The sequence below is a fragment of the Bradyrhizobium tropiciagri genome (assembly GCF_018130545.1).
Lineage (GTDB): Bacteria > Pseudomonadota > Alphaproteobacteria > Rhizobiales > Xanthobacteraceae > Bradyrhizobium > Bradyrhizobium tropiciagri_A.
Map to the genome: position 1 here is coordinate 170,643 of NZ_JAFCKF010000010.1, position 20,947 is coordinate 191,589.

Annotated in this window: 21 protein-coding genes; 13 read left to right on the plus strand and 8 right to left on the minus strand. The window is 60.3% G+C overall.

Annotated elements, in window-relative coordinates; translation table 11 throughout:
- Positions 1–402: 402 nt before the first annotated feature.
- The 3 genes from JQ616_RS34610 to JQ616_RS39710 all read right to left on the minus strand — a co-directional run bounded on the left by JQ616_RS34610 (position 403) and on the right by JQ616_RS39710 (position 2,097).
- Positions 403–1,383, minus strand: a complete 981-nt coding sequence (locus tag JQ616_RS34610; protein ID WP_212022642.1) for a S1/P1 nuclease — start codon at positions 1,381–1,383, stop codon at positions 403–405.
- A 215-nt stretch (positions 1,384–1,598) separates the two neighbouring features.
- Positions 1,599–1,781, minus strand: a complete 183-nt coding sequence (locus JQ616_RS34615; protein ID WP_212022643.1) for a hypothetical protein — start codon at positions 1,779–1,781, stop codon at positions 1,599–1,601.
- Between the two features lie 181 nt (positions 1,782–1,962).
- Positions 1,963–2,097 (minus strand): hypothetical protein, encoded by a 135-nt coding sequence (locus JQ616_RS39710; RefSeq protein ID WP_283812702.1) that lies wholly within the window; start codon positions 2,095–2,097, stop codon positions 1,963–1,965.
- 636 nt (positions 2,098–2,733) lie between these two features.
- Here JQ616_RS39710 and JQ616_RS34620 point away from each other — a divergent pair.
- The gene (locus JQ616_RS34620) at positions 2,734–3,627 is read left to right on the plus strand and encodes a 3'-5' exonuclease (RefSeq protein WP_212022644.1); all 894 of its coding nucleotides are present in this window, start codon (positions 2,734–2,736) and stop codon (positions 3,625–3,627) included.
- Between the two features lie 54 nt (positions 3,628–3,681).
- Here JQ616_RS34620 and JQ616_RS34625 read toward each other — a convergent pair whose 3' ends face one another.
- The 3 genes from JQ616_RS34625 to JQ616_RS39715 all read right to left on the minus strand — a co-directional run bounded on the left by JQ616_RS34625 (position 3,682) and on the right by JQ616_RS39715 (position 5,203).
- The gene (locus JQ616_RS34625; RefSeq protein ID WP_212022645.1) at positions 3,682–3,897 is read right to left on the minus strand and encodes a hypothetical protein; all 216 of its coding nucleotides are present in this window, start codon (positions 3,895–3,897) and stop codon (positions 3,682–3,684) included.
- Positions 3,898–4,400: 503 nt separating this feature from the next.
- Positions 4,401–4,574 carry a hypothetical protein gene (locus JQ616_RS34630; protein WP_212022646.1) on the minus strand — a complete coding sequence of 58 codons (174 nt, stop codon included), beginning with the start codon at positions 4,572–4,574 and terminating at the stop codon, positions 4,401–4,403.
- Positions 4,575–5,074: 500 nt separating this feature from the next.
- A complete protein-coding gene (locus JQ616_RS39715) occupies positions 5,075–5,203 on the minus strand; it encodes a hypothetical protein (RefSeq protein WP_283812703.1) in 129 nt (42 codons plus the stop codon).
- 169 nt (positions 5,204–5,372) lie between these two features.
- On the opposite strand from JQ616_RS39715, the gene JQ616_RS39535 reads away from it, so the two are divergent.
- The 8 genes from JQ616_RS39535 (at position 5,373) to JQ616_RS34665 (ending at position 13,819) form a co-directional block, all read left to right on the plus strand.
- Positions 5,373–5,786 carry a hypothetical protein gene (locus JQ616_RS39535; RefSeq protein WP_083991904.1) on the plus strand — a complete coding sequence of 138 codons (414 nt, stop codon included), beginning with the start codon at positions 5,373–5,375 and terminating at the stop codon, positions 5,784–5,786.
- A 679-nt stretch (positions 5,787–6,465) separates the two neighbouring features.
- Entirely contained in the window at positions 6,466–8,316 is a 1,851-nt protein-coding gene (locus tag JQ616_RS34635) for a recombinase family protein (protein ID WP_283812704.1), read from the plus strand.
- Position 8,317: 1 nt separating this feature from the next.
- Positions 8,318–8,983 (plus strand): SOS response-associated peptidase, encoded by a 666-nt coding sequence (locus tag JQ616_RS34640; protein ID WP_212022648.1) that lies wholly within the window; start codon positions 8,318–8,320, stop codon positions 8,981–8,983.
- Complete coding sequence (locus tag JQ616_RS34645; protein ID WP_212022649.1) at positions 8,980–9,513, plus strand: thermonuclease family protein; 534 nt, start codon at positions 8,980–8,982, stop codon at positions 9,511–9,513. The genes JQ616_RS34640 and JQ616_RS34645 overlap by 4 nt, the downstream gene beginning before the upstream one ends.
- Before the next feature lie 360 nt (positions 9,514–9,873).
- The gene (locus JQ616_RS34650) at positions 9,874–10,167 is read left to right on the plus strand and encodes a hypothetical protein (RefSeq protein WP_212022650.1); all 294 of its coding nucleotides are present in this window, start codon (positions 9,874–9,876) and stop codon (positions 10,165–10,167) included.
- Positions 10,168–10,260: 93 nt separating this feature from the next.
- Positions 10,261–11,364: a DNA polymerase IV gene (gene dinB / locus JQ616_RS34655; protein WP_212022651.1), complete on the plus strand. Its 1,104-nt coding sequence runs from the start codon at positions 10,261–10,263 to the stop codon at positions 11,362–11,364.
- Positions 11,365–12,030: 666 nt separating this feature from the next.
- Complete coding sequence (locus JQ616_RS34660; protein ID WP_050406590.1) at positions 12,031–12,288, plus strand: hypothetical protein; 258 nt, start codon at positions 12,031–12,033, stop codon at positions 12,286–12,288.
- 766 nt (positions 12,289–13,054) lie between these two features.
- Positions 13,055–13,819: a TetR/AcrR family transcriptional regulator gene (locus JQ616_RS34665; protein WP_212022652.1), complete on the plus strand. Its 765-nt coding sequence runs from the start codon at positions 13,055–13,057 to the stop codon at positions 13,817–13,819.
- Between the two features lie 7 nt (positions 13,820–13,826).
- Here the strand turns inward: JQ616_RS34665 and JQ616_RS34670 are convergent, their stop codons facing one another.
- Complete coding sequence (locus JQ616_RS34670; protein WP_212022653.1) at positions 13,827–14,639, minus strand: enoyl-CoA hydratase/isomerase family protein; 813 nt, start codon at positions 14,637–14,639, stop codon at positions 13,827–13,829.
- 69 nt (positions 14,640–14,708) lie between these two features.
- Here JQ616_RS34670 and JQ616_RS34675 point away from each other — a divergent pair, with 69 nt between their 5' ends.
- Complete coding sequence (locus tag JQ616_RS34675) at positions 14,709–16,655, plus strand: AMP-binding protein (protein WP_212022654.1); 1,947 nt, start codon at positions 14,709–14,711, stop codon at positions 16,653–16,655.
- Positions 16,656–16,756: 101 nt separating this feature from the next.
- Here the strand turns inward: JQ616_RS34675 and JQ616_RS34680 are convergent, their stop codons facing one another.
- Positions 16,757–17,566 (minus strand): enoyl-CoA hydratase/isomerase family protein, encoded by an 810-nt coding sequence (locus tag JQ616_RS34680; protein WP_212022655.1) that lies wholly within the window; start codon positions 17,564–17,566, stop codon positions 16,757–16,759.
- Between the two features lie 130 nt (positions 17,567–17,696).
- Here JQ616_RS34680 and JQ616_RS34685 point away from each other — a divergent pair, with 130 nt between their 5' ends.
- Genes JQ616_RS34685 through JQ616_RS34695 form a run of 3 tightly spaced genes read left to right on the plus strand, consistent with a single transcriptional unit; the run spans position 17,697 to position 20,832 of the window.
- Positions 17,697–19,238: a class I adenylate-forming enzyme family protein gene (locus JQ616_RS34685; protein ID WP_212022656.1), complete on the plus strand. Its 1,542-nt coding sequence runs from the start codon at positions 17,697–17,699 to the stop codon at positions 19,236–19,238.
- Positions 19,235–20,416: a thiolase C-terminal domain-containing protein gene (locus tag JQ616_RS34690; protein WP_212022657.1), complete on the plus strand. Its 1,182-nt coding sequence runs from the start codon at positions 19,235–19,237 to the stop codon at positions 20,414–20,416. The genes JQ616_RS34685 and JQ616_RS34690 overlap by 4 nt, the downstream gene beginning before the upstream one ends.
- On the plus strand, positions 20,416–20,832 hold the full coding sequence (locus tag JQ616_RS34695; RefSeq protein ID WP_212022658.1) for a Zn-ribbon domain-containing OB-fold protein: 417 nt from the start codon (positions 20,416–20,418) through the stop codon (positions 20,830–20,832). Before JQ616_RS34690 ends, JQ616_RS34695 begins: the two co-directional genes overlap by 1 nt.
- The last annotated feature ends 115 nt before the right edge of the window (positions 20,833–20,947 follow it).

Sequence of the window (20,947 nt, forward strand, 5' to 3'; positions counted from 1 at the left end):
CTGCGCCTGGTCGGCGAAAGGCGATACATAGACCGCGCATTGATGATTGATGCTTACGGGGACCATACATTTGACCTGTTCTGCGGGAGCCGCGAACGCGCCTTCGTTCAAGGAAACAGCCACACTGGAATTACGCCGTGCAAGGCGCGTACCAATGAGCTTAAATGAAACCGCCGCAATTGCCTTGGATCATCGGTCCGTACATTTTGAATTCGAACTTTTCTCGCTAAGGCAACATCAAGGCCCTGAGGCGCGGCCTGCCGTTGCATCTACGCGATCGCCAGGTTCAATGGTTCTCCCGCTCGCAACACAAACAATTTGTCGAGTCGCGATTGCCCTACTGAGCTTGCCTGGATCGCTCGGGGGGAAGATGTCCGCCCGAACTGGAAAGCCTATCACGCCTTAAGGCCAGATCGCATTCAGCAGGTTCGCCAACCGAGCGCCGGCCTTCGCGAGTTGCTCACGCTTGATCTGATCGCGGGCATCCACATAGGCCGCATGATCGGTGAAGGTGATAGACCAGCCACCGTTCGGGTGAGCGGCACTCGGCTGCACCTTGGCGAAGCTGGCGCAGGCGAACGCTCGCGGCGCAAGCTTGATCGTATCGCTCGCCCAGGCGAACGACCAGTTCTCGATCTGATCACTGTCTTTTGCGATCTGCTGCGCTATTGGCAACAGGTCGAGGGCTTGCGGAACATGGAAGCTGGTCGGCGGAGCATCCCATGCGGAATGCAAATTCTTGTTGTTGTCGAACAGGGCGTTGCCGCCAATCGTCTCAGTTGATGGATCGATCGTATGGGTCACGTCCGGATCGACCTGCTGCCCCTGCAGATCGAGATAGACCGCCCCGACATGCAGCGGCTGGTGGAGGTCACCGATCAGATGGGCAAGAAGAAAAAGCGCCTCAGCCTTGGTTGCGATATTGAAAGGCGGCGGCGACGGGCGATCCCTAAGGACAGCAATGGCTGCATTGATGGCGGCAACGATGTCATGCTCATTGGTCCCCTGGAAGTTGCGGTCAAAGCGATCGCGCAGGATCGAGATGTCGTCGAAATGAAAGGTGTTGTGACATCCCATCTCCTCGTCGAACTCGTGGCCGTTCTCCTTGCGATGCACCGTGTAGCTGCACTGCACGAAATTGCGTCCGACATACGCTTCCATCAGGTCCCTGGCATCCTTGAACGGCGTGCAGGGAGCCTCAAACGCCTCTTCCACGATGTATTTGAATGTACCGTCATCCTGACGATGGACGCTTTTCACGCAGTCGAGCCAGGGCGCGGCGGTGCTCAGATCGACGCCGAGGATGGATGCAACTTGCGCCTTGGCATTTCGCGGACAGCATGGCATCTGCGATGGCGCCGACGATCTGATGACCGTCGGCATTCCAGGCTTTCGCCTGCTGGGCTGTCAGCAGAAGCAACAGGAGGGGAAGCGTGGCGATGAATCTTCGCATGACAAGACACCTCCGGTTCGACCTCGGTCGCGAGGGGACAAGCTCGGGTTGAGAATGTCAACATGATGCAGCCTCGCTCCAATCCGGGTGCCAGCAAGCCGCCGCAGCCGGCGGCATGCCCTCGTCTTCGAAGACGATCAGCCAGTCAGGCGAACTCTTCGGCCCGTTTGGCTTCGGCGTCATACAGCCGGATCTGCAGCACCGGAAAGCGCCGCTTCAAATCCCTGGCGCCGGCCTCGGCGCCCTCCCTCGTCTTGAACTCCGTCTTCACCTGGCCATCGACAATCAACGCATAGCCGTCGTCCGGCAGCCCATTCGACCGATTCATCGGTAAGTCCCCAACCAGGATGCAGTCGATCGGAGTTACGGTGAGTCTGCCTGCCCGGGCAAGGTCCGCTTTCTGCGCCACACATGGCGCGGCAGCCAGCATGCCTCCGAGGGATCCCGCATCCGGCGGACGAGCGCGGCGCCGCAACCGGCTACCGCGCTCGTTCGGGTATTCCGGCGTCTCAGGCGTGCCAGGCCGCGGACATGGTGCTTTGCAGGCCCGCGTCGTTCGGCACCGTGTGGATGCTCGAGCTGGTTGGGTCGAAGCCGGGATTGTTGGCAGCATAGGTTGCCATCGCCTGGACCAGCTGAGACACCTGACCATCGCGACCGCGCGCACTCGCCCAAGAACGCACCGAAGAGTCCCGCTTGCTAGCCACCGCTCCCTCGGCTCTTGAGCCAGACAGCGGCTGCACCGATCAATGCCGTCAGCACACCGTTCCACCAGATCGACCTCGGCCGCGCTGCGCTGATCGAACTGAGGTAAAGGAATGCGCCAAGCGCAATTCCATAGTGCTTCCGAAATTCGCCGCTCCTACGGGCGATCTCAACGAGATCCGAAGATCTCGCCTGCTGATCCGACATCACGATGACCTCACCTGGGATCGAGCCACAATGATACGAGTGAGTTGGGTGTTCCGTCGAGTCTTATTTCGTATTTTCCGAATAATGTGATCGAGGCATGCTGTGCCGCGGCGCGAGGGATCGAAGCCGCAAGGCCGTGACGCGACGCGGCACGGTCCACGAGAGCCCGTCCGCATCCTGCGGCGCGCAGCCACCTCCTCTGGATGCCGAGCTGGTTCCGCGGGAGAAGGTGGTCGGTACCGCCGGGAGCTGTCCTTCGAGAGCTGTCCTTGCGCCAAGGACCTATCCACAAGCATTGCTGCGCCAGGACCGGTCCGATCGGCTAGACTTGGCCAATCTTTCAATCAAATGATCGTCCGCCGCTCGATATGACCGTTCAACCGCCCCTCGCCGAGATCGCCGGCATGCTGGAGCAGTCACCCGACTACCGGGTGCTACGCCGGCTGGTTCCCCGCTCCGACTTTACGCCGAGCGACGGGCAATCGACCAAGACCGCAATCCTGCTCGACGTCGAGACCACCGGCCTCGATCCGGCGCGTGACGAGATCATCGAGCTCGGGATGGTGAAGTTCACCTATCTGCCGGACGGGAGGATCGGCCGGGTCATCGACACCTTCAGCTGCTTCAACCAGCCGTCTGTCGCCATTCCCGCGGAGATCACGGCACTGACCGGCATCACCGATGCGATGGTCGAAAGCCACAACCTGGACGAAGCGCGCGTCAACGAATTCGCCTCCGATGCGGTCGTGGTCATTGCCCACAACGCCGGCTTCGACCGGAAATTCATGGAGCGTTACGCGGCTCTCTTCACGCTCAAGGCCTGGGCCTGCTCGGTCAGCGAGGTCGAATGGCGCGGCCATGGCTTCGAGGGTTCACGCCTATCTTATCTCCTGATGAAGGCCGGGCTGTTTCATGAGACGCACCGCGCAGTCGACGATTGCCTGGCGCTGCTCGAGATCCTCGCGATCACCCTGCCCCGGCTCGATCGCACCGTGCTCTCCCTGCTGCTGGAGCGGGCCCGCCGCAAGACGATCCGGATCTGGGCCGAGCGGTCCCCCTTCGAGCTCAAGGACGCGCTCAAGCGGCGTGGTTATCGCTGGAGCGACGGCGCCGACGGCCGGCCGCGGTCGTGGTACATCGATGTCGACGAGAGCAATCAGAATATCGAAATCGAATACCTGCAGAAGACGATCTATCAGGCAGAGGTTGATATCCAGGTCCAGATACTGACTGCGTTCGACCGCTTTTCAGTGAGGGGCTGACTTGCGAATGGATGCCGGCGCGGCGCGATTGCTTGCGTTCAACCAACGTTGCGACTAGCGACGAGCCAGGAAAACCCCTAGCAGAAAAGCGACCGCAATGGATTGAAGCGGAGCCGCCCTCGTCGCTTCGCTCAAATGATGCAGCCACCGATCCTGCTGCGGCCGGGGTTCGAACATGGTGTCTTCAGCCATACGACGGATCGCTTCTGATGCCTGATCTATTCGCTGTTCTGGCGTAGCGGCCGGTGCCATTGAAAATTCGTCAACCATGTAAACTTCCTCGCGCCTGCGCGCGACGCTCGTACGTTATCCACGCACCAACGGACTTATTGCCTGAACATCAACGTCCACCGAACGCTGACTGTTCCTAAGCGCCCTGGGATTGCAATAGCCAGCGGTCAACCTGCTCTCCTCATGAAGGCTCCGCCTGAGACACCAGGATTTCGACTGCTGCGGCGCGCGACTACCTGTGCTCCACACTGCGCGTCGGCGAAAACGCGATCCTCCCGACCACGTATTTGGACCTGGAGGATGCCGCTGCAACCGGTTCAACGCCGGAGTTGGGGCCGCCCGTAACTTGGAAAAGCGGACGGCCGCTGCCGGCCACTTCCAATTGCCCCTGCCTCAAACAGAAGCGGTAGCCGACAGATCAAAAACGTAAATGAGACTGCCCTGGTTTCGCGCTGCAAGGCGGCCATTCGCGTTCATCTGACCTATTTGAGCTAGAACGCCTGTATCGCCGGGAGGCTAGAAGGTGACTGGAGCCCCGCGCTTCAGCTCTCTCTACCGGGCCAATACTTTGCTTTGGTTGCGATCCAGCGCTCGGCGTCGGCCTCCGTTTCGAAATCTCCGATGTGGGAATCCGGCCCATTGCCGGTCTTGACCGCGACAAACCACCGACCGTCCCTTGTCTTCTCGGGCTGAAAATGAGGCGTCTTGATCGTCATGCCGCTCACTATGAGATGTTGACGTCCAACATTCTACCACGCGGCGACCGCGCCGGATGCTTAGCCCATTTGGAGCATGTGAATGACCCATACGGCCTATCAAGCTCGCGAAGTAGTACTAAAAACGAAGTGCCCGTATTCGCACGGATACAACGGGCGTGTTTTGAGGATCATGATCGCCCCCTCGGCAAATAGCGCATGGGGACGTTCGCTATGCCAACAATGTCCAAGCAAGTGACGCAAGCGCTAGCGTGCAAATGCGACGCTTGCGGTCGTGATATGGCGTTGTTGGCCGAGCTACCATCCGTTGGCAAGTACGAAGCGGTGAATGTGTTTCGTTGCTATGGCTGCAATTCGGTGAAGTCGGAGCAAGAGGGCCGCCGCTGAGTTCGGTCCTAAACCAATTGCTTGTTGGCTGGCGTTTTCCCGCCGCGACTTTTGATGGCCAATCTCCCTGCCGTTACCGCGATCTTCGATCATGCCTTCAGATGCGAGTAACGTCAGCCCGGAAATTGCGGTTGGATCAGCGATACAATCATCCAGACGGTAATCAGAAGCGCCGGCGTGCAGCCCACCACGGCAGCCAACCAAAGCTCGGCGTTGGGAAACATTTCAGAATTGTCCTTCATGGTGATCCTCCGTGTGATCAACGGCCGCTGCTGGCGGTCGTTCCCGGCGCGCCGGTTCCTCAGTCGACATCGGAGGCATATCCCACGACCCGCAGTGGCCTCGTCGTGTTCCGTGCCGCAACAGCTTGATAATTTGTCGCGCTCTCCGACTCCTGCTTACTGGATCAGCATGGGCTCGAAATCTCGGGAGTACATGTTCGGCGCGACGGTCAGGCATCTCGCCGAGCGGGCGAAGGAAGTACGGCTAGAGGCCGACGCGATCGCTTGCCAGGCGTGGAATGCCCGGATGCTCGCCTTCCAAGGTCCAGCCCAGCCGTCACCTGCCCTCGGTGACGCCCTCAATGCCGGCTATCGCTACCTCGAGGTAAAATGCCTCGGTTGCGATACTCACCAGACGGTCGCCCTGGATATTGTACGGCGCCCAAAGTGGACGCCTATTCACGAGCTCGAGCGCTACATGCGGTGCAAAGGATGCTCGCGCCGAGCAGGCCATCCGTTCAAGCGCAGCCATCTAGTGGCATTGCGGACGAACAAAATCTCAACCATGAATCCACCGTCGACTTGGTGGCCCGGAGAACGATGATCCCTGTGGACACAACTTTAGTCTTAGCCCAATTGATCCAGCAACCTCTGTGCAGCTATGGTCAGCCCAGGTGGGGAGTAACTGGAAATGCGACTTTGGAGTATCGCTGCCGCGAGTTTGCTGCTTGCTGCGAGCCCGGGTTTGACTGGATGTATGGAGACTGCGGGCCCCTCCTTTAATGGACCGTCGGGCAAGCCGGTGAGCACAGCGAAATGCTACGCTTCGTCTTCTGGCTGCTTACAGCAAGCTTCACAGGCGTGTGCCGGCCCCTATCAGGTTCTCGATAGCGAAAGCCATTCCGGTGGTCTTGTCGCAGACCTCATGCCTGGACCGGTTACTTGGTACACGCTCACTTATCAATGCGGCCCATCCGATGGGAAAATGCCGACATTTGCCTTTCGAGGGCAACAATTCGTTGATACGCCTTCGGTGGTCGTCAATGCACCGGCGTCCGCGGCCCCCCTTTCATCGCCAATCACATGCCAATCGAGGCGGGTTGGCGGAATGGTGCAGACGACCTGCTAATTGGTCGGGCGTCACGGCTGACGAGTAAGCGGCGAGATCAAACGTCTGATATGGCCTCGACGAAGTCGTGGGCATGCATGGCAGCATTTGCGGCCAGCGCTTGGGAATGAGACCGCAGGGATAAGCCCGCTCGTCCCGGCTTTTCAAAGGAACCATGAAGGCATTTCGGCATTACCGACCAACGGCGGTTGCTCGGTTGCATCGATATCGCAGGTGTTCGACGGTGTCCAAGCCACGATCATCTTCTCCGAAGGTCATAAAACGTGCGCCGGTACCGCACGGGCGAAGGCCTGAAGATACAACCGCCCTGCAGGTGCATCAGCAATCGCCCCCGACGCTTCGTGCAGCACAATACGTGCGGATGTCGTCCGATCCTCAAAAGTACTCGATCGAAATTCAAGTAGCAGCCATCGCTGTCTACGCAGCACGCCGAGGCATGGAAATCGTCCGCACCTATTCTGATCCGGGGCGCAGTGGTCTTACCATCGCCCGCCGTAAAGGTTTGCAGCAACTCATTGATGACGTCGACGGTGGGCGGTCGGATTTTGATTGCGTCCTCGTCTTCGACGTTAGCCGTTGGGGACGTTTTCAGGACACTGACGAAAGCGCCTTCTACGAGTTCATCTGCAGACGAGCCGGAATATCGGTTCACTATTGCGCTTCAGAATTTGAGAATGATGGCAGCCTGTCATCAGTGATGCTCAAGGCCCTGGAGCGCGCTAGAGCTGCTGGCTTCAGCCGGGACCTGTCGCGAAATGCATTTTTGGGTCAGTCGAATATCGTCGACCGAGGATACTGGCGGGGCGGAGCGGCACCGTTCGGGCTGCGTCGGATGCTTGTCGACGCAAATGGCAAGCGTAAAGGAGTGCTGGAGCGCGGCCAGCAGAAGAACTTGAAATCTGAACGGGTCGTTCTCGTCCGAGGACCTCGCTCAGAAGTCAGGATCGTCCGCCGCATCTTCTCGTCGTTCGTGATCCGCAGAAAAAATAGGACGCAAATTGCGGAAGAGCTAAACGCTGAAGGCTTATTAAGTCCCGGCGGGAAACGATGGACCGCGCTGACTGTCAGCAACCTTCTCGCGAACGAGATCTATTTGGGTCATATCGTTTTCAATCGCAGCTCAATGAAGCTTGGCGAGCGACGTGTCGACAACCCGCCTGAAATGTGGATACGTCACGACAACGCCTTTGAAGGTATCGTCGATGCCCGTCTTTTCGCTCGGGCACGAAAGCGGCTCGCGCAAGTCGCAAACAACAAGAAGGAAACCGATCAGCAGTTGCTTGATAGTTTAGCGGCTCTCTTGCGAAGAAAGGGACGATTGTCAGTCCACATCATCCAGGCGGCAAAAGGCGTGCGTCACCCCGCTGTATACACAAATAGATTTGGGTCACTCATGAGAGCCTATGAACTTGTTGGCTACAGGCCCGGCAATCGGTACCGCTTTATGGAGATCGCCGTCGAAATTGATCACACGATCTGCTCGGTGGTCGATGATATCATCATCAATCTTAGGGGGCGCGGCGTGAACGCCTCATTCTTGCACGAACTGTACCTTGTTACGATTTCCGGAGGATTGACTGTATCGGTAGCGGTGGCGCGCGCCGTTTCGGACGGTGGCAATAGGTCTCGCCGATGGGAGGTACGAAAGCTCAAGTACCAAAAGGCCGAGCTTACGCTTTTGATTCGGATGGATAGTGGCAATAGCCGCATTCGCGACTATTTCCTTCTCCCAACCGCTGCGCTTCCGTTGACGAAGGACAGGAAGAAGCTACGCGTGTCGGATCGTCTCTTCAGTCGAATGCGGCTCGACAGCCTTGAGGCCGTTATGGCAGCTCTTTATGGCAGGCTGCGTACTTCGCGAGAAGAATGCAGCAGGATTAGCGCTCTCCATCTGGCAAAACAGAATGAAAACGCGACCTTCCCAACCTCCTTTCGCAAGCTCAGTCAGATGCCATCACAAACAACAAATCACTCCGTGAGAAGGTCGGGTGGAGTACGACACTGACATGTGCAATCTCTACAGCATCACGACCAACCAAGCGGCAATCCTGAACCTCTTTCGGGTCGTCAACCGATACGTCGGCAACTTGGCTCCCATGCCCGGCGTCTTTCCGGACTACCCCGCCCCCGCTATCCGCAATGCCGGTCACGAACGCGAGATGGTGCTGATGCGCTGGGGCATGCCCCCGCCGCCACGCACTGGCGGCCCGCCCGTTACGAATATCCGCAACACGTCCTCGCCGCACTGGCGCGGCTGGCTGAAGCCGGAGCACCGGTGTCTCGTCCCCTTCAACAGCTTCGCCGAATACGCTCCCGAGCCGAACCCGCAGACGAAGAAAAAGGACGTCGTTTGGTTCGCGCTCAGCGATGATCGACCGCTGACCGCCTTCGCCGGTATCTGGACCGAGTTCAAGGGCGACCGCGGGACGAAGTCCAAGCCGGTGCCGGGACCGCACCTCGTCTACGGCTTCCTGACGACCGAGCCGAATGAGGTCGTTGCACCGATCCACCCAAAGGCGATGCCGGTGATCATAACCACCGACGAGGAGCGCGACGTCTGGATGCGCGCGCCGTGGGACGAAGCCAAGGCGCTTCAGCGCCCGTTGCCCAACGATGCTATGAAGATCGTTGCCAGGGGTGAGGCCAAGGAAGACATCCTGGTGTCGCCATGAGGCGCCGGTGGCGTCTCGCGGCCGCGACGGTCGGCGTGCTTGTCGCCACGCCCGCGACAGCGGATGACATCGTGGGCCGCGCCAGTGTGATCGATGGCGACACGATCGAAATCCACGGCACGCGCATCCGATTGTGGGGCATCGACGCTCCCGAAAGCGATCAGCTGTGCAGGAATGACGACAGCAAGCTCTACCGGTGCGGTCAACAAGCCGCGACCGCGTTGGACGTTCTCCTCTACCTGGTCAAACGACCGGTGATCTGCAGTTCGAAAGGCAAGGACCAGTATGGCCGGACCGTCGCCGTCTGCAAGGTCGGCGATCCTGGGCCCGACATGGCCCACTACCTCGTCGGAAAAGGACTGGCCCTGGATTGGCCGAAATACTCTCACGGCTACTACGCCGAAGCTCAAACCAAGGCACAAGCCGCCGGCCGTGGCATTTGGTCTGGTTCGTTCGTCGCCCCGTGGCTCTACAGAACCTGCATCCGAGCGGGCCAGAGGCCGTCCTACTGCTCGGACGAGGCGAAGTAAGCACTCATGCCGAGCATCCACCAAGAGCCGCAGTCGAATCCCCTACTGCAGCCCCGCCCTCGCCGGGACGACCAATCGCCTCGCGAGGTTGCGGTGGTGATAACCATGCTGCACAACGTCATCCCGAATGCTGTGGCTGACGGACCGAACGACACGCTTCTGCTTGCGCCACCTTCCGGCGACCGCGGGAGGGATAGAGCCGCCCCGAGCAACAACCAGGAGCTCGTTGCTCCTGTTCAGATAAATATCGTACATGGAATACTCCACTTGTGTGCGCATGCCCGCAAGTTCGGATGGGCTTCGACTGGGAGATAGAAGACCAGGCCCAGGCCATTATGCCGGACGGCCTTCCAGGAAGCCGTGCAGCGCCTTTCGGGCAACACGCTCGAGGGCCCCAAGCGTCTTTTTCCCTTGGTGAGCGGCCCGCAGCAGCCGCCGCGCAATGAACTTCCTCGTTTCGTGGTCGCCGCCCCCGTTTGGGAGATCGCGGCAGACTTCATCCAGAACAACGTCGAGGTTAGCGGTTGTCCGCTCGTCAAACTTCTTCATGAAAATGCTCGCAACGAAATAAAGACGAACATTCTGGACGAAAGCCATACTGTCCAAGCGCGGGGCAATATCGTCGAAGCGGCAGTAGCAAGTCTGGCAACATGAGACTCACGACGTCCGACCGGCCAGTCCGGAACCGGACTTTTCCCCGCTTTCCCCGCCATTCCCGCGCGCGACGGCCTCGGCTATTGTCGCCGAATGAGTTCGCCGGAGCAGGCGCGGGACAGCGGCGAGGCCCGACCGCGCAAGATCATCCATATCGACATGGACGCGTTCTACGCGTCGGTGGAGCAAAGGGACAATCCCGACTTGCGCGGCAAGCCATTGGCCGTTGGCGGCTCCGCAGAACGCGGCGTCGTGGCCGCAGCGAGCTATGAGGCTCGCAAGTTCGGGGTTCGCTCGGCAATGCCGTCGGTCACCGCCAAGCGTCAGTGTCCGGAGCTGATCTTCGTCAAGCCGCGCTTCGAGGTCTACAAGGCCATCAGCCGCCAGATCCGGGACATCTTCGCCGAGCACACGGAAATCATCGAGCCGCTGTCGCTGGACGAGGCATATCTCGACGTCACCGAAAATCTTCAGAACATCCCCCTCGCAACCGAAATCGCCACGGCGATCAGGGCCAAAATCCTCGCCGAAACGGGCCTCACGGCCTCCGCCGGGATTTCCTACAACAAGTTCCTGGCGAAGCTCGCCTCCGACCATCGCAAGCCCAACGGACAGTTTGTCATCACCCCCAGGATGGGGGCCGCTTTCGTGGAAAGTCTCCCGGTTGGCAGATTCCACGGCATCGGCCCGGCGACGACCACCAAATTCAACGGTCTCGGCATCTTCACTGGGCTCGATATCCGCAATCAGACGCTCGAATTCATGAGCGCGAACTTCGGCAAATCAGGCGCCTACTACTACTGGATCTCGCGCGGGGTTGATGAGCGTCCGGTTCGGGCGAACCGGATCCGGAAGTCAATCGGCGCAGAGAATACGTTCTCGAACGATCTGGCAGCGTTCGACGCTTTGGCGGCAGAGCTCCAGCCGCTCATCCAAAAGGTCTGGCGGCATTGCGAAAGCACTGGCACCCGGGGACGCACGGTGACGCTAAAGATCAAGTTCTTCGATTTCGAGATCATCACACGCAGCCGATCTGTGCCAACCCAGGTGTCGAACCACGCGGACCTCGAACGTCTTGCCGTCGACCTGTTGCGGCACGAGATGCCGCTGCAGAAATCCGTACGCTTGCTCGGCGTCTCGCTGTCCGCGCTTCATGACCAAGGCCCATCGGAGCCTCAACTCGATCTCCCGATCTAACGCGCTAGACATTCGAGAGGAATTGGATCGATACTTCTGGGACACCAAGAAGCCACCACCCGTCGCCCAGGCAAATGGACATGAATGCACAAGGGCTCGCGGCATTTTGTTTTCTCGCGATTTTCAACGTACTCCCAGCTGCATCTGCCCTCACCCTGGAAGATATCAGGACCAGGCTTGAGGCAGCTGGCTATTCGCATATCCGCGAAGTGCCATCCGGAAAGATCAAGACGTTCAAGGCAACACGGGATGGGAAGGAAAGGTCCATCCTCGTAGATAGCACCGGCCATTTCCAGGAGTTGCAATAGCGTCCCTGAGGCTGGAGCGGTTACGAGGGTCACACGCGCAGCCGCAACGAGATTTCGGTACTCGTGAATGTCCTTTCCGGTGTCAGCACGACCATGTCGACGACGGTCATCGAGCCGAGGTGGCTGTACATGTATTTGACGTGCCAAAGCGGCCCGACGTCGGGTGAGATAACAAAATCTCCGGATTCCAGCGCGCGAGCGATCGCCCTGACTGCCGCACTATTCCTTATTGGAAGTGAGAACACCGCGTCGGCGCCAAGTCTTTCGGCTAATTCTGAAATTGCCCTTGCCGACGACAGGAGGCGTAAACATCTATCACCCAGCGACAGCTCCTTACCCTAATCCTACCGGTAGCAAAATGGACCTGACCGAAATCCAGGACTACGCGATACAAGCAAGAATGGCGCTCATCGTGGGCGCGGGAACGTTTGACCGCGTCTTTGCCGGCATCCGCTTTGCGGAGATCGACGGGCCACTTCTATATGTCTACGCAAGGGACGAGTCGACCGCGGCCGAGATCGAGGACAATTTCGCCCCGCGCATCGCAATCGTTGCTTCGCAGATCGTCGGCCGGGAAATCGACGTAGTTGTCGTGCTGCCGAAGGTCCTTCAGTAATGAGCCCGTCAAATGCCGCCCGTTGTTCAGGCGCCGGATCACCGCAGTGACCGCAGGGGATCAGGAGCGGCTCGTTGCAGACTGCGACTATCGCAAATCCACGGCCGGTTCGACGCTCGAACACCGTATTGATCCGGATTTCGGTACAGATAGGTCGGCCGTAATATTATCTCTGCCGACGTTACCGTAACTTGCAGAGCATTTTTCACCTTTGAGTTTCTACAAGCCAATTGCAACCGGCCAAAAAAGGACCGCCCTCGGACGGTCCTTTTCGATTCCAGGCCCGCTCCAACGATCATTGTGGGGATTCAAGCTTTGACGAAGGAGCAGCTTGCTCGAGACGCGGCAGACATATTTCGATTGCTGCGAGCGTTCCGAGCGATCAGGGATCGAGCCGCGCGGCAGGTCGTTGTCGAAACCGTCGAGGCAATGGCCGAAGGCCGCACTGCCGACAAGCCACTTGAGGACAACGCTGGAAAGCCTCGCACGTGAGCGGTGAACACCTCAGCATCGCTTTTCGCTAGGAAAAGGCGCGTGCCGGTGCGGTGGCGCTGGCGCGCCCTGCCCCAAGTGCGACAGGCCGAAGCCAGATGATGAATTTCCGCGGTTGCCACGGGGGGCAGAAACATGTTCGGCGGGCGCGGCCGGCGATAATCCCTCCAACTGACCTCGGCCCTCAATTGCCAGTGCCTAAGATTCAATTCGAATATGCCTTCTGTCAGATGTTGCCATACGCGGCGGAATCTGCTTCGACAGCGATCATTGGTTGCACGAACCGGCAGGCCAATATTTCAAGATGGAGCTTGCGGTAGGCATGAAGGCGGCGCGGTCATCCCTGCGTTCCGGTGACCGGTCCGGTCCGAGGCCGGCGGTGCGCCGGCCGAAGGCCCCCTCCGTAAGCCGTGGGCGCAAGGCCGAGCCTGACAAAACCTCTGCGGTCGCAACGCCCAAATCCGAGCGGTCGCGTGACCTCATCCTGCACTCAGCAGCACAGCTGTTTCGTCGCCAGGGGTTTTCGGCCACCACCCTACGCCAGATCGCAGCAAGGGCCAAAATCAAGGCCGGCAGCATCTACTATCATTTCGATTCCAAGGAGCAGATTCTCGACGAGGTGCTGGACCGCGGCCTCCGCCACGTGTTCGAGACCGTGAAGAACTCGGTCGAACGTGCCGGAAAGGTATCACACCGACGCAAGATTGCTCTTGCGATCGAGGCCCATCTCGTCGCGCTCCTCGAGACGAGCGACTTCACATCAGCCAACATTCGAATCTACGGGCAACTGCCGGAGCAACTGAAGAAGCCGCACCGGCCGTTGCGGCGCGCATACGCTGAATATTGGGACCAACTCTTCATCGACGCCCGACGCGCCGGCGAGATCCGCGCCGATATGGAGGTCGTGCCATTGCGTATGTTCGTGATCGGCGCTCTCAACTGGACGATCGAATGGTTCAGACTGGAAAACAGGGATGCCGTGCTCGAATTGGCCCGCCGCACGGAGACGCTGATCTTCGAAGGCGTCAACAAGCCCTGATCCCAATCTATCGGCCCTGCCAGACCGGCTTTCGCTTCTCTGCGAACGCCTTGGGCCCTTCGATCGCGTCGAGACTGGCATAGACCTCCTTATGCAAACGCTCTGCCTCAACGAGCCCCTGTGCAAGCCCCAGGTCCATTGCAGCAAGCACGCTCGATTTGGCCGCCTTGACGGACAGTGGCGCGCCCTCGACGATTTTCCGGGCCAGTTCCAGCGCACGTTCGCGCACGGCCTGTGGCGTGTCCTCAAGCGAATTGAGGAAACCATGCTCCGCGAGCCGTTCAATCGGGATCGTCTCGCCGGTCAGGACCATCTCCATCAACAGCGGCTGCGGGACCATCCATAACATCGGCACCGCCCACGGGGACCCGCGCCCCATCTTCACCTCGGTTATCCCTGCTCGGGTGCCGCGCAATCCGATCCTCAAGTCGCACTTCAGCGCAAGCATCATCCCGCCGGCCATCAGAGATCCCGTCATGGCAGCAATGATGGGCTTGGAGACCTTCTGCATCGCGTGCTGCATGGGATCGCGCATCAGCGTCAGAATATCCACCCCGTCCCTCGCCCGGATCTCCGCGGCCTGCTTCAGATCCAACCCTGCGCAGAATACCCCGCAATCTGTTGAGGTCAGGATGATCGCGCGGACGGCGGCGTCAGCCTCTGCCCTGCCCCAGGCGCCGGTCAGGCCGTTCATCGCCTCTACCGAGAGCGCATTCTTGCGTTCGGGACGGTCGATGGTCACGGTCGCTATGCCGTCTTCGACCGAATAGCGGACTTGCTCTTTTTCAGCCACGATATCTTCTTCCTTGAATTCTAACATTTGTTAGAATACATCGCCGCACGCCAGATGCAAGAACATGGCGCAGCTCTTGAGGCAGGAGGAAGCAAGATGGCGTATCTCTGGACGCCCCCGGCGGAACTGGTGGAGAAGAGCAACCTGAGCGCGTTTCTTCGCGCCACGGGGCAACCCAACTACGACGCGCTGGCGGTCAAAGCCGAGATTGATCCGGCCTGGCTCGTGCGGGAAGTGTTCGAGTTCTGCGACGTCCGCTTCTATCGCAAGCCCGAGAAGATCCTGGATCGTGCACGGGGCGAACCGTGGGCGCGCTGGTGCGTCGGCGGGACCACGAACATCGTCCTCAATTGCATCGACAAGCACCGCGGAACTGAACTCTGGGACAGAACATTCCTGGTCTGGGAAGGCGAAGACCACAGCGAGCAGCGACGACTGAGCTACGCCGAATTCGAGTCCGCCGTCGGGCGGCTAGCCTCGGGCCTGCGCAAGCTTGGAATGGGCAAGGGCGACGTTGTTGCGATCTATATGCCCAACCTGCCCGAAACCTTCGTGGCCTTCTTTGCAATCCTGAAGATCGGCGCAATCGTGATGCCACTGTTTTCCGGCTTCGGGCCCGACCCGATCCGGGCGCGGCTCAACCATGGTGAAGCAAAGGCCGTCATTACCGCGAACGGCACCTGGCGCCGCGGCGCTCCTGCTCCGCTGAAATCGGTTCTCGATGAGGCGCTGGAGACCGCGCCAACCGTCCAGCATGTGATCGTGGCCGACCGCGGCGGGCTTGGCATCGACACTCCTATGCGAATGGATCGCGACCACTGGTGGGATGAGATCGCGAAGGAGGCGACAAACCTTCCGACCGTCGAGATGGACGCGGAAGATCCCGCCATCCTTCTCTATACGTCCGGAACGACTGGCGAACCAAAGGGCTGCGTGTGGACGCATATCAGCTTCATTGGCTCGATGGTGACGCGGGATATGATCATCTGCGGCGACTTCAAGCCAACCGACCTGTTTTTCTTCTTCAGTGACATGGGGTGGATGGTGGGCGCGATGTGCGCCTGCATTCCGAGCTTCGCCGGCGGCAGGCTGCTCGTCGCCGAGGGGACCCCCGATTATCCCGATACGGGACGCTTCTGGCGCCTGATCGCCGATCACCAGGTCACCTATCTCGGTGTTTCGCCGACCATTGTGCGCGGCATGATGCGCCATGGCGAGGAAGTCGACGGATACGACCTCTCCAGCCTGCGGATAACGGCTTCGGGCGGCGAGGCCTGGACCGAAACGCCGTGGCGATGGTTCTTCGAGCACGTCTGCAAGTCGAAGATTCCGATCATCAACATTTCCGGCGGAACGGAAGTCGGCGGATGCATCTTCACCGGCACCCCGAACCATCCGATGAACCCGTGTTCGTTCTCCCGGCCGGCCCTCGGCGTCGGCGCAGATATCGTCGACATGGCGGGTAGCCCTGTCCCCGACGGTGAGGTCGGCGAATTGGTGCTGCGTCATGCATCGATCGGGCTGACCAAGAGCCTGTGGAAGGGCGACCAGCGCTATCTCGAGAGCTACTGGAACACGATTCCGGGAATCTGGGTGCATGGCGACTTTGCCATGCGCGGCAAGGACGGCCTCTATTATATTCTTGGCCGCTCGGACGACACTCTCAAGATCTCGGGCAAGCGCGTCGGACCGGCGGAGCTCGAGGGCGTGCTGACCGCAACCGGCAAGGTTGCGGAAGCCGCCGTCTTCAGCGTCCCGCACCCTGTCAAAGGCTCCGCTATCGTGTGTGCCTGCGTGCCGAGCCCCGGTACAAAGGATTCACGCGTGCTGTCAGAAGAGCTCGCCCAAGCCCTGGTGCACGGAATGGGCACCTCGTACCGCCCGGAAAGGGTGTTGCTGGTCGATGACCTGCCGAAAACGCGCAACATGAAGATCATGCGCCGTGTGCTCCGCGCAGTGTTCGAGAACAAGGACCCCGGCGATCTGTCGGCGCTGGCCAATCCCGAGGCGATCGAGCACATTCGCCAGAAGCTCAAAGTGTAACAGTCGGCCCGGACTGGTCCGGACCGGGCAACGTCCGCATAGTGCGAAGCAAGGCGTCAAGGCAACCACAAGTGAGTTGCCTTGACGAGACATGGGCGAATCTAGATCGGGCAATCCTTGGGGAACGCAGGCTTGCGCTTCTCGAGGTGCGAGGCCAGCCCTTCGCGAGCCTCATTGCCGGCAAAGCCGAGGATCTCGAGCGCAGTGGACGTGTCGAACAGCGGCCCGTTGACGCGAAGCCAGTTGTTCAACGCATATTTGGTCCAGCGGATCGCACTCTGCGCACCCGTTGCGAGATCCCGCGCTGTTTCCAACGCGATGTTTTGCAGCTCCGCATCTTCGACGCACAGCGAAACCAGGCCGATCCGCTCGGCTTCCTCACCCGACAACGGCTTGCATGTGAGCAGATAGTACTTTGCCTTCGCCAGCCCGCAGAGCAGCGGCCAGATGATGCATGCGACGTCGCCAGCGGCGACACCGAGCCTGGTGTGCCCATCGACGATCCGCGCCGATTTGCCACAGATCGACACGTCGGCAAGGATCCCCACCACGAGGCCGGCTCCCACGGCGACACCGTTGATCGCCGAGATGATGGGCTTGTTGCAGTTGATGACATTGTAGACGAGATCCTTGGCCTCCTTCCAGGTCGCCATCCGCGCGGCCGGATTGTCGAGCAGCGACTTGATCAGCTCGAAATCGCCGCCAGCCGAGAATGCCTTGCCCGCCCCCGTGACAATCACGGCGTTGATGTCGGGGTCGCTGTCGATGTCTCTCCAGATGTGGGTGAGCTGTGTATGGGTCTCGGCGTCGACGGAATTGTAGGTCTCCGGTCGGTCGAAGGTGATCCGAAGGATCCGTTCAGCCGGATAGTCGAGCTTCAATCTCGTGTAGGCCGCGTATCGATTGGACATATTGATCTTCCCGCTCTTGGCGCATAAGAAGCGCTACCAATTAATTCTAACAGATGTTAGAATTTACAATCGGCCGGCGCAAGCACTGGTTCGAAACAAGAATATCAAAAGAGCGCTCGAGGAAACGTTGATGGAAACCGGCCTCAATATCCAGACCGACGGCGGATCCGGCATCGGAACCGTCGGTGCGCTGTTCGAGGCCTGCGCGGAGCTTCACGCCCACAGGCTTGCGATCGAATACCGCGACCGGCTCGTAACCTACGGCGAGTTACGCGACCGGGTCCGTCGGCTAACTGCCCTGCTTGCGGCGCGGGGCCTGCAACGGGGCGACCGGCTCGGCTTGCTGTCGCGCAACCGCCCCGAATACCTGGAGATCGAGCTGGCTGCCGCCAATCTCGGGATCATCACGGCTTGTCTTAACTGGCGGTTGTCGGAGCGCGAGCTCTCCTATTGCATCGAGCTGGTGTCGCCCAAGCTGCTCCTGATCGAGGTCGACCTCGCAGCAGGCCTCCCGCCGGCTGTCAGGGCGAATCCAATCCTGGAGATTGGGCCTCAATACGAAAGCGAGCTCGCCCGACAGGATGGGCGGGCTTGCCCGTCCATCGCCCAACCGGAAGATGGGCTCGTCATTCTCTACACCAGCGGAACGACCGGCCTGCCGAAAGGTGCCGTGATTTCGCACCGCGCAATGGTGATGCGGGCGCTGGTGTTTTCTTCCGAGCTCGGCATCGCACCGCACGACACGTTCGTCGCATGGGCACCGCTGTTCCACATGGCCTCGACCGATCATGCGTTGGCCACCCTGCTGCGAGGTGGAACCGTCGTCGTGATCGACGGCTTCCAGCTGGAGCCGTTGCTGGCGGCGGTCTCCCAACACCACATTGGTTGGCTGGTTCTCATTCCCGGCATGGTGGAGGCCCTTATCGATGGCCTGAAAGCGCAACGCACCAAAGTGAAAGGCGTGCGGGTCTGCGGAGCCATGGCGGATCTTGTCGCCCCACATGCCATTGCCGAGGTCACCCAGCTGCTCGGCGCGCCCTATCTTAACAGCTTCGGTTCGACCGAGACCGGCCTGCCGCCGGCGACGCGAGCGCTGATTGCGCCCGGCGATGTGCCAACGAGGCTGTCCAAACGGCAAAATGCGTTCTGCCAGATCAAGCTGGTGGATACCTCCGACAACGAGGTCGCAGCCGGCGAGCCCGGCGAGCTGGCCATCCGCAGCCCGACGCTGTTCTCGGGCTATTGGCGCGCCAACGAGACCAACGCGCGCGACTTCCGCGGCGGCTGGTTTCACATGGGCGACGTGTTCAGGCGCAACACCGACGGATCGCTCGATTTCGTCGACCGTGCCAAATACCTGATCAAATCAGGTGGCGAGAATATCTATCCCGCCGAAATCGAGCGTGTCCTGCTCGGTGATGACCGGATCGCGGAAGTCGCAGTCGTCCGCGCTGCCGACCCAAGGTGGGGAGAAGCCCCGGTCGCCTTTGTCGCCTGCCGCGAAGGGGTTGTGATGACGGAGGCCGAACTCACGGAGCTGTGCCGCCGGGAACTGGCAAGCTACAAGCGGCCGCGCGAATTTCGCTTCATTGCCTTTGGTGAATTCCCTCGCTCGACAAGCGGCAAGGTCCAGCGCCACGAACTCGAGCGCCTGTTGAAAGCTTCGACATGAGCGACACCAGCCTCAGAGGAAAGGTTGCCGTCATCGGCATCGGATTATCAGCGGTCGGCAAGGTGCCAGGCCGCAGTCCGCTCTCGCTTGCCGCAGAGGCAGCCAGAAACGCGCTTGCCGATGCCGGGGTCGCCAAGGGCGAGGTGGACGGCGTGCTGTCGAGCCACGCCTTCGCCTCACCGTTCCATCGCTTCAGCGTTGCCTTCAGCGAATATCTTGGAATCCGGCCGACATTCTCGAACACGTTGCAGGTGTCCGGCGCCACGGCGGCGACGATGTTCAGCATTGGTGCGGCCGCCATTCACGGCGGTCTCGCCAAGGTGGTGCTGCTGGTCGCGGCCGACAGTCTCATGACGGGACTGACGCCGGACCTGGCGCTGCGTTCGCTCACGGAAAGCCGCGATCAACAATACGAGATGCCGTTCGGCATTCCGGTTGCCAACACCTTCGCAATGACCGCGCACCGGCATATGAGGGAGTTCGGCACCACGCCAGAGCAGCTGGCGGAGGTCGCCGTCGTGCACAGGCGTCACGCGGCGCGGACCCCCGGTGCACAACAGACCGCACCGATCACCATAGCAGACGTGCTGAATTCGCCGATGGTCACCACGCCCTATCACAAGCTCGACTGCTCGCTGATCTCGGACGGCGGCGCGGCGTTTGTCCTCACATCGGCCGAACATGCGAAGGCCCTCGGGATCGGGAAGCCGATCTACATCCTCGGTTGCGGAGAATGCTACACCCACGAGCACATCTTCCTGATGCCGTCCCTGACCACGACCGGAGCCGTCGAGTCCGGCCGGAGGGCGTATGCAATGGCCGGCTACCAGCCGAGCGATATGGATGTCGCCGGCATCTATGATTGCTTCACAGGCACTGTGGTCATGATGCTTGAGGACCTCGGCTTTTGCCGGAAGGGCGAAGGCGGTCCGTTCGTCGCCGACGGACAGATGAGCTACGGCGGCCAGATACCCTCCAACACCCATGGCGGCTTGCTGTCATTCGCACATTCCGGAATGCCCGGTGCCCTGTTCCACTTCCATGAGGTGATCGCGCAGCTGCGCGGTCAATGCGACCAGCGGCAGGTCGAACGCGCCGCACTTGGGTTGGTGCACAGCCTCGGCGCGGGATTCGCCACCAACGCCACGACCATTCTCGGCACGGAGGGAACGTTGTGATGGCACCCGAGGATTCCACGCGAAAGCCCCTGCCCGCACCGGATGCCGATACGACCACGTTCTGGCTGGGCTTGCGACATGGCAAGCTCCTGCTGCAGCACTGCCGCCGATGCCGGAACGTGCAGTACTACCAGCAAGCCACTTGTCGCGAATGCGGCGGCGATGAGCTCGAGCACCGGCCGGCAACCGGCCGCGGCAAGGTACACTCCTTCAGCGTGGTCCATCGAGCTCCTGGTCCCGCATTCAAGGCGGATGTCCCCTATGCCGTGTTGCTCGTCGAGCTCGCGGAAGGGCCGCGCATGATCAGCACCTTGACGGGAAGCGATCCGGAGGACGTCACCTTTGACATGGAGGTCGAGCTCGCATTCGACCAGGTGTCTGACGACATAACCCTGCCCCGCTTCCGGAAAGCCTGAGGACCAGCATGAGTTCTGCTTGCATCCACGCGCTATCGATTCTAACAATTGTTAGAATTTTGCCGTGCCGCGATTTTGTAGCACTCGCATCGCCAACCCACCGGTCGTTTCATAC

Bases quoted from the DNA above. Each gene is read 5' to 3' on its own strand.
- JQ616_RS34610 (WP_212022642.1), bottom strand. From the start codon at position 1,383: ATGCCGACGGTCATCAGATCGTCGGCGCCATCGCAGATGCCATGCTGT.
- JQ616_RS34615 (WP_212022643.1), bottom strand. From the start codon at position 1,781: ATGAATCGGTCGAATGGGCTGCCGGACGACGGCTATGCGTTGATTGTC.
- JQ616_RS34620 (WP_212022644.1), top strand. From the start codon at position 2,734: ATGACCGTTCAACCGCCCCTCGCCGAGATCGCCGGCATGCTGGAGCAG.
- JQ616_RS34625 (WP_212022645.1), bottom strand. From the start codon at position 3,897: ATGGTTGACGAATTTTCAATGGCACCGGCCGCTACGCCAGAACAGCGA.
- JQ616_RS34630 (WP_212022646.1), bottom strand. From the start codon at position 4,574: ATGACGATCAAGACGCCTCATTTTCAGCCCGAGAAGACAAGGGACGGT.
- JQ616_RS39715 (WP_283812703.1), bottom strand. From the start codon at position 5,203: ATGAAGGACAATTCTGAAATGTTTCCCAACGCCGAGCTTTGGTTGGCT.
- JQ616_RS39535 (WP_083991904.1), top strand. From the start codon at position 5,373: ATGGGCTCGAAATCTCGGGAGTACATGTTCGGCGCGACGGTCAGGCAT.
- JQ616_RS34635 (WP_283812704.1), top strand. From the start codon at position 6,466: ATGAAGGCATTTCGGCATTACCGACCAACGGCGGTTGCTCGGTTGCAT.
- JQ616_RS34640 (WP_212022648.1), top strand. From the start codon at position 8,318: ATGTGCAATCTCTACAGCATCACGACCAACCAAGCGGCAATCCTGAAC.
- JQ616_RS34645 (WP_212022649.1), top strand. From the start codon at position 8,980: ATGAGGCGCCGGTGGCGTCTCGCGGCCGCGACGGTCGGCGTGCTTGTC.
- dinB (WP_212022651.1), top strand. From the start codon at position 10,261: ATGAGTTCGCCGGAGCAGGCGCGGGACAGCGGCGAGGCCCGACCGCGC.
- JQ616_RS34660 (WP_050406590.1), top strand. From the start codon at position 12,031: ATGGACCTGACCGAAATCCAGGACTACGCGATACAAGCAAGAATGGCG.
- JQ616_RS34670 (WP_212022653.1), bottom strand. From the start codon at position 14,639: ATGTTAGAATTCAAGGAAGAAGATATCGTGGCTGAAAAAGAGCAAGTC.
- JQ616_RS34675 (WP_212022654.1), top strand. From the start codon at position 14,709: ATGGCGTATCTCTGGACGCCCCCGGCGGAACTGGTGGAGAAGAGCAAC.
- JQ616_RS34680 (WP_212022655.1), bottom strand. From the start codon at position 17,566: ATGTCCAATCGATACGCGGCCTACACGAGATTGAAGCTCGACTATCCG.
- JQ616_RS34685 (WP_212022656.1), top strand. From the start codon at position 17,697: ATGGAAACCGGCCTCAATATCCAGACCGACGGCGGATCCGGCATCGGA.
- JQ616_RS34690 (WP_212022657.1), top strand. From the start codon at position 19,235: ATGAGCGACACCAGCCTCAGAGGAAAGGTTGCCGTCATCGGCATCGGA.
- JQ616_RS34695 (WP_212022658.1), top strand. From the start codon at position 20,416: ATGGCACCCGAGGATTCCACGCGAAAGCCCCTGCCCGCACCGGATGCC.